The following is a 7,081-nucleotide window of genomic DNA, read 5'->3' on the forward strand; positions in this document are numbered from 1 at the left end:
CTGGAATAGATTCTAAGGAGGGCTAGGAAGACCGACATCTGATGAAAAGGATCTTTATAGGTTATTTATTAGGGTTGACATTATTAACCGCTTGTAGCGAAGCAGCCACAGATAGGCTTACACAAGAACTACGAACTGTCAAATCATGGACAGCTACAAGCAAAATGGTTGCTGATGCTTGGGTACGAGGTGCTGTGCCAAAAGTCTATGCGAAACAAACACTCAAGAAAGCACAGCAAGAGTTGCAAACAGAAATCGACAACATAGCCCAGATAGAATCATCTACAGCTATTCCCCAGCCTTACAAGTTAGAACTTTTAAGTCATATTAAACGGTTAGCAAAAATCACAGAGCAAATGTCAACCGCAGTTGAACAAGAAAATTATTCTGTAGTGGCACAAAGTATTAAGGATTTATCGCTAGAAGGACGAACCCTAGACTCGCAACTACCACAGCAGAACAAACCATGAAGAAAGTTTTGGAAATTGCGCTGGGCATTGTGACTAGTATAGGTGGCTTCTTAGATGTGGGTGCGATCGCTACAGCAGCCGAGGCTGGATCTATTTTCGGCTTTCAACTAATCTGGGCGATTATCCTGGGTACAATTTGTGTGATTTTTTTGGTAGAAATGTCTGGGCGATTAGCAGCAGTTAGCAAACATACTTTAGCTGCTGCGGTACGCGAACGTTTTGGGTTTAATTTTTATATTATTCCACTGATTGCAGAAGTCATAGTTGATTTTCTAGTGTTAGCAGCGGAAATTGGTGGTGTTTGCATTGCCTTACAACTGCTCACAGGCATTAGCTTTCAGTGGTATGCTTTACCCGTTGCCTTTGCAATTTGGTTGCTAATTTGGTACGGCAACTTTGGGATTATTGAAAATGGTATTTCCGTATTAGGGTTGGTGACACTAGTTTTTGTTGTCGCTACTTTTAAGTTGCATCCATCTCTAACACAGCTTGGTAGTGGTTTGTTGCCAACTCTGCCACAACAAGATACCGCTCATTATTTATATCTTGGAGTTGGGATTTTAGGGGCTTTGATTAGCCCCTATTTATTTTACTTTTACTCATCTGGGGCAGTAGAAGATAAATGGGATGAAGAGTATATTGGTGTAAATCGCGCCGTTGCCGGTTTAGGGATGAGCTTTGGTAGTGTCGTATCGCTAGGGGTGCTGATTGTGTCAGCATTGGTACTCAAACCCAAAGGTGTTGAAGTAGATAGCTACGAACAAGCGGCATTGATGTTGACAGAAGCTTTTGGTTACTGGGGCTTTGTCCTATTTGCAGTTTCCTTGGGCATTGCTTGCTTTGGTGCAGCATTGGAAGTGACTCTCGACACAGCTTATATTGTTGCTCAGTCCTTTGGTTGGAATTGGGGCGAAAATCTAAAACCAAAAGATGCCGCACGCTTTAGTTTGGTCTACACTGTGTTTGTCTTTCTCGCTTCTTTATTAATGGTATTTGGCATCGACCCATTGCAATTGACTTTGTTTTCAATGGCGATTACAGCAGTAATTTTGCCGCCTGTGATTGTGCCATTTTTGGTATTGATGAACGATGAATTATATATCGGCAAATATCGCAACGGTTGGATAAGTAATAGTGTTGTAATCTTTACAATTGTGCTGACATTCGTGTTAGCGATCGTTGCTATTCCACTAGAAATTCTTGGAGGGTGATCGCTGGTGGGCGTTCTTGTTAATCATCAACTGGAAGTGATAGAAAATGAACATTATTAGAGATGTACTTGATAACCAATTAGTTGACAGCGATCGCCGCCATCTGGGCAAAGTCGATGGCATTGTCATCGAGTTACGCGATGGAGAACCGCCACGACTCACTTATATCGAAACTGGTATGACAATTCTTGCACGACGTATTCATCCACGTTTAGGCAGGTGGGTAGCAGCAATTGAAAGTAGCTGGGGTGCTAAACAAAGTGAACCCTTGAGAATTCCCTGGTCAAAAGTGCGGGATGTTGGTATTGATGTTGAAGTCGATATTGAAGCTGACCAAACTCCAGCATTAGCTTATGAGAAATGGCTTCAGAAACACATTATTGGCCGAATTCCAGGGGCAGAACATGGCAAGTGAAATTCATCTGGAATTAATACTAGGCAAACAAGTATTAGATTCAACTGGTAAACCCGCCGGACGCATTGAGGAAGTACGCGCCGAACAGCAAGGTGAAGAATGGGTTATTCAGGAATATCTGATTGGAACCACTGCGATGTTAGAAAGACTATCGGCTTGGGCAATTGGGTTGAGAATCTTACACTTGCTTGGGGCACACAAGATCCACAGTGGCTATACAATATCTTGGGAGCAGCTAGATTTGACTGACCCTGAAAAGCCTCGTTTGCTCTGTACTTTAGATGATTTAAAAGCATTAGAGACTTCCAAAAAATAAAAATCCAACGTATGTTTGACTGCTCTGGCTATCAAGCAATTTAACGAGAGATGAGGGCTATGGGACTTGCGATCGCTTCTCTAAGTTGCATTTAAGGCTCAAGCCGATTTTTTTCAAAGTATTTTTGCATAAAAAATACTGTAATTAAGGAAGAAATTGATTAAAGTTAATGAAATAATTGGTCATAATATCCATTCCGAAGAACGTTCGCCCAAATCTAGAGGAATGCTAACAGCTTTGCCGAGCCGGGGGCGATCGCGGGTTTGGGCAATAAAAGTTTGTACTTGTGTTGACCCACCCAAGGCATGAAGATAATTGGCAATGCGATCGAGATGTTCTTGGTACTCCGCCTCACTCAAGGGAAAAGAAGCTTGCTCTAGATATTTCCACATTACTTGCAAAAATATCTTTCCCTGTGTCCGCCGAAACTGGACATCATAAGAATATCCCCACTTATCAAGCAACATCTGGCGTAATTCCTGTCCTGTCATAGCTTTTCTCAATCAGATTTTACATTTAGTTATGATGTTAAGTTCCGTGACTCCAGTATGATAAGGATATAAAGAAATGTAATGCTAACAGAAAAGATGCTTTTTATATCTTGAAACAAAGAATTATGGCATCGTTGTGAGCGCTAGCATTTCGACTTAGACAAGAGTTGCTCAAGTACAAGTACTTTTGTCAAAATGCTTAACAAAATACACAAAGAGCGCGTAGATTATGGCTCAATTTTCTGAATCAGCAGACGTGCCCGATATGGGGCGTCGTCAGTTCATGAATCTGCTCACTTTTGGGACTGTCACTGGAGTAGCTCTGGGTGCATTGTATCCCGTTGTCAAGTACTTTATTCCACCAGCAGCAGGTGGCGCAGGTGGCGGTACAACAGCAAAAGACGAGCTAGGTAACGATGTTAGCGTCACAAAATTTCTAGAAAATCGGAATGCAGGCGATCGCAACCTAGTCCAAGGACTAAAGGGAGATCCTACCTATATTGTGGTAGACAGCAAAGAGGCGATCAAAGATTATGGCATTAACGCTATCTGTACCCACTTAGGTTGTGTCGTTCCCTGGAACGTTGCTGAGAACAAATTCAAGTGTCCTTGTCATGGTTCTCAGTATGACGAAACTGGTAAAGTTGTTCGGGGCCCAGCACCTCTGTCTCTGGCTTTAGCCCATACCAGCGTCAACGACGACAAAATCGTTTTAACCCCTTGGACTGAAACCGACTTCCGCACAGGTGATGCACCTTGGTGGGGTTAATCAGTGCTGAGTTATGAGTGCTGAGTGCTGAGTAAGGGAGTGAAGAAGCAGAGGGGCAGAAAAGCAGAGGGGCAGAGGAGATAATAGTAACTCCTAACTCAGCACGGGCTAAACCTTAGCTTTCCGCTAACAGCACTCAGCACTCAGCACTCAGCACTAAGTACTCAGCACTCATAATGACCAATGACTAATGACTAATTCAATTGTCGCCCTTATAGAGATGAGAAATGTTTTCCTAATAGCGAGGTTAACTCGCAGTGCTAGAGCGATTGTAAAAACATTGCTCATAGCGATCGCTACTGTGACATTTTACTTCACCAGCGATCTAGCCCTTCCCCAATCAGCTGCCGCCTATCCTTTTTGGGCACAGCAAACCTATCCCGAAACCCCCCGCGAACCAACAGGGCGAATTGTTTGTGCCAACTGTCACCTAGCCGCTAAGGTTACAGAAGTGGAAGTTCCCCAATCAGTGCTACCTGACACTGTATTCAAAGCTGTGGTGAAAATCCCCTACGATCTAAGCGCCCAGCAAGTTGGTGCTGATGGTTCTAAGGTTGGCTTGAACGTCGGTGCAGTACTGATGCTACCCGAAGGCTTTAAGATTGCTCCTGAAGACCGTCTTTCCGAAGAACTTAAAGAAGAAGTTGGCGACACTTTCTACCAACCCTACAGCGAAGACAAAGATAACGTCGTCATCGTCGGCCCTTTACCTGGCGAACAGTATCAGGAAATCGTCTTCCCAGTTCTTTCTCCCAACCCCGCAACCGACAAAAACATCCACTTCGGTAAATATTCAGTTCACGTAGGTGGTAATCGGGGACGCGGACAGGTTTATCCCACAGGTGAAAAGAGCAATAACGCTGTTTACAATGCTTCCGCTACTGGCACAATTACTAAGATTGCTAAAGAGGAAGATGGAGACGGTAACGTTAAATATTTAGTTAACATCCAACCTGAATCAGGTGATGTTGTCGTTGATACCATTCCTGTAGGGCCAGACCTGCTTGTTTCCGAAGGTCAAGCAGTTAAGACTGGTGATGCTTTGACCAGCAACCCGAACGTCGGTGGATTCGGTCAAACAGATGGAGAAATCGTATTGCAAGACGCATCTAGAGTTAAATGGATGATTGCATTCATCGCTCTTGTAATGTTGGCTCAAGTTATGCTCGTGCTGAAGAAAAAGCAGGTTGAGAAAGTTCAAGCTGCCGAGATGAATTTCTAAATTCTTTGCGACATCATCCTTTGTAGGACAGGCATCTTGCCTGTCTTTTTTATATGTTATGTTCTATAAAAACTAATTAGGTGAGCTAGAGTATTCACTAATTCATATCAGGGAAGTAGACTCTGAAGACCTCAGCTTTTGATCAGAGGCAGAGCGTGTATTGCAATAACTAATAGAAGAACAGCGACAATCAATCAAACAAAGTAAAGAAATCTTTCTCTAGGTGATGGCGCAATTCTTAACCCCTTCGCTCAATCCTTGCGGTGTCTGCCACTGCTACAAATCCGCTTGTTGAATAGTAAATAGTAATAATAATCATTTTCAGTAGGAACAGCAGCCAAAGTGATAGAATCTAGCCAACAACATCCTACGGAGTAAGATGGATGCTGATAAATACAGTTCTCCGCAACCACTATAAAATCGTAGGGCTTTTAGGAAGCGGTGGGTTCGGCGATACCTATTTAGCTGAAGATTTAGATTTGCCTAATAAGCCCAAGTGTGTTGTCAAACACTTAAAACCGAAAACCTCCGATGCAACAGTTTTACCAATTGCCAGACGATTATTTGAAAAAGAGGCAGAAGTTTTATACCGCTTAGGAAACCTGAGCAAGCAAATACCTAAATTATTCGCTCATTTTGAAGAAAATGGGGAATTTTATCTAGTACAAGAATTCGTGGATGGACAGAACTTGTCTACAGAGATAATTCCTGACCAGCCGTGGGATGAAGCTCAAGTAGTTCAACTATTGCAAGAAATTCTTGAAGTTTTAGTAGTGGTACATGAGCAGAATATTATCCACCGAGATATCAAGCCGCAAAACTTGATGCGCCGACGCGATGATGGCAAGATTATGCTAATTGACTTTGGAGCAGTTAAAGAAATTAAAGGTTTGGCACAAAACACCCAAGGTCTAGTGACTTCAACTATTATCATTGGCTCCAATGGTTATATGCCTAATGAACAAGCTAGTTCTAAGCCAAGATTGTCTAGCGATATCTTTGCAGTGGGGATTCTTGCTATTCAAGCTTTGACAGGTAGAATACCTCAAGAATTCCCAGAAGATGCAAATGGCGAAATTATCTGGCGTCATTGGACAAATGTCAGCGATCGCCTAGCTGATATCTTAATAAAAATGGTGCGTTACAACTTTAGCCAACGCTACCAGTCAGCAGCAGAGGCGTTACAAGCACTGGCATCCTTAACATCTCAGACTACCGTCCTAGCTTCAACTTATTCAGTTTCTCCTAGAAAGCCAGAATCAACAAACAGGCGGATATTTGGATTTAATAGGATTTTAGCTGGAACTGTAATCGGAGTAGGAGTAGTGACGATGCTTGCATTATCTTATTTTCCCAAACAGCAATCTCCTCAAAAAACTGAAAAAATTGAAAAAACCCAAAAAACTGAACAATTTATTTCACTACCTTGCAGTTCGGAACTAACTTCACTTCCCTCAACTAGAAAACCCGATATAAAGTTTTCAGATGGTACTGAATATTATGGGGCTAGAGATAAAAATAACAAACTATTTGGTAAGGGAGTAATGATATTTAAGAATGGTAGTCGATACGATGGAGAATTCAAGAATAATCAGCGCAATGGTTGTGGCATATTTTCATATTCCCCAAACACCAGTTTTTATAAAGATTATGTAGGTCAATTTGTCAACGATAAATTTGAGGGGCTAGGAAAAATTAGATGGAAAGATGGTCGTGAGTATCGAGGCAATTTTAAAGCTGGGCACTGTGATGGGCAAGGAATATTTCAATTCGCAAACGGCTCTTTTAAGAGTGGGATTTGGCAGAAGGGAGAATTGCGAGGAAGCAATTTATCATGTAATATATAGAAAAACTTAATGTAACACGTGTAGTAGGCTGAATAATGATAAATATTAATATTGAATGTAAATCAGGTTTCTTAACAAAAAATGAAACAAAAGTCATCTAAAAAATTGAAATTCATTGTTTCTACTGCTTCGTTACTCTTCTTCGCCAGCTTTGGTGTAGTTGTTCTGCCACAAGTAACTTTAGCACAACGGGAACAACCAAGCCAAACTCCAGCAACTCCAGAGCAAACTCCAGCAACTCCAGAGCAAACTCCAGCAACTCCAGAGCAAACTCCAGCAACTCCAGAGCAAACTCCAGCAACTCCAGAGCAAACTCCAGCAACTCCAGAGCAAACTCCAG

The 7,081-nt window shown here is 42.2% G+C and carries 8 protein-coding genes and 1 pseudogene; 7 read left to right on the top strand and 2 right to left on the bottom strand.

Going from position 1 to position 7,081, the window contains the following annotated elements; translation table 11 throughout:
- Positions 1-41 precede the first annotated feature (41 nt).
- Both RMY32_RS29115 and RMY32_RS29120 read left to right on the top strand, forming a co-directional pair.
- Positions 42-470, top strand: coding sequence for a hypothetical protein (locus tag RMY32_RS29115; protein WP_322710412.1), 429 nt, complete (start codon positions 42-44; stop codon positions 468-470).
- Positions 467-1,681, top strand: coding sequence for an Nramp family divalent metal transporter (locus RMY32_RS29120; protein WP_322710414.1), 1,215 nt, complete (start codon positions 467-469; stop codon positions 1,679-1,681). Before RMY32_RS29115 ends, RMY32_RS29120 begins: the two co-directional genes overlap by 4 nt.
- A gap of 133 nt (positions 1,682-1,814) precedes the next feature.
- On the opposite strand, the gene RMY32_RS29125 is transcribed toward RMY32_RS29120, so the two are convergent.
- Entirely contained in the window at positions 1,815-1,886 is a 72-nt protein-coding gene (locus RMY32_RS29125) for an MJ0042-type zinc finger domain-containing protein (RefSeq protein WP_409884254.1), read from the bottom strand.
- Between the two features lie 199 nt (positions 1,887-2,085).
- On the opposite strand from RMY32_RS29125, the gene RMY32_RS29130 reads away from it, so the two are divergent.
- On the top strand, positions 2,086-2,412 hold the full coding sequence (locus RMY32_RS29130; RefSeq protein ID WP_322710416.1) for a hypothetical protein: 327 nt from the start codon (positions 2,086-2,088) through the stop codon (positions 2,410-2,412).
- 182 nt (positions 2,413-2,594) lie between these two features.
- On the opposite strand, the gene RMY32_RS29135 is transcribed toward RMY32_RS29130, so the two are convergent.
- A complete protein-coding gene (locus tag RMY32_RS29135) occupies positions 2,595-2,903 on the bottom strand; it encodes a DUF3067 family protein (protein WP_322710417.1) in 309 nt (102 codons plus the stop codon).
- Positions 2,904-3,132: 229 nt separating this feature from the next.
- Here RMY32_RS29135 and petC point away from each other — a divergent pair, with 229 nt between their 5' ends.
- The 4 genes and pseudogenes from petC to RMY32_RS29155 all read left to right on the top strand — a co-directional run.
- The gene (gene petC / locus RMY32_RS29140) at positions 3,133-3,672 is read left to right on the top strand and encodes a cytochrome b6-f complex iron-sulfur subunit (protein WP_289797433.1); all 540 of its coding nucleotides are present in this window, start codon (positions 3,133-3,135) and stop codon (positions 3,670-3,672) included.
- Positions 3,673-3,892: 220 nt separating this feature from the next.
- Positions 3,893-4,894, top strand: coding sequence for a cytochrome f (gene petA / locus RMY32_RS29145; RefSeq protein WP_322710424.1), 1,002 nt, complete (start codon positions 3,893-3,895; stop codon positions 4,892-4,894).
- Positions 4,895-5,277: 383 nt separating this feature from the next.
- Entirely contained in the window at positions 5,278-6,741 is a 1,464-nt protein-coding gene (locus RMY32_RS29150) for a protein kinase domain-containing protein (protein WP_322710419.1), read from the top strand.
- A 289-nt stretch (positions 6,742-7,030) separates the two neighbouring features.
- Positions 7,031-7,081 (top strand): annotated as a pseudogene (locus tag RMY32_RS29155) (hypothetical protein); the annotation flags it as partial.

Source organism: Nostoc sp. ChiSLP03a (assembly GCF_034531215.2).
Taxonomy (GTDB): Bacteria; Cyanobacteriota; Cyanobacteriia; order Cyanobacteriales; family Nostocaceae; genus Nostoc.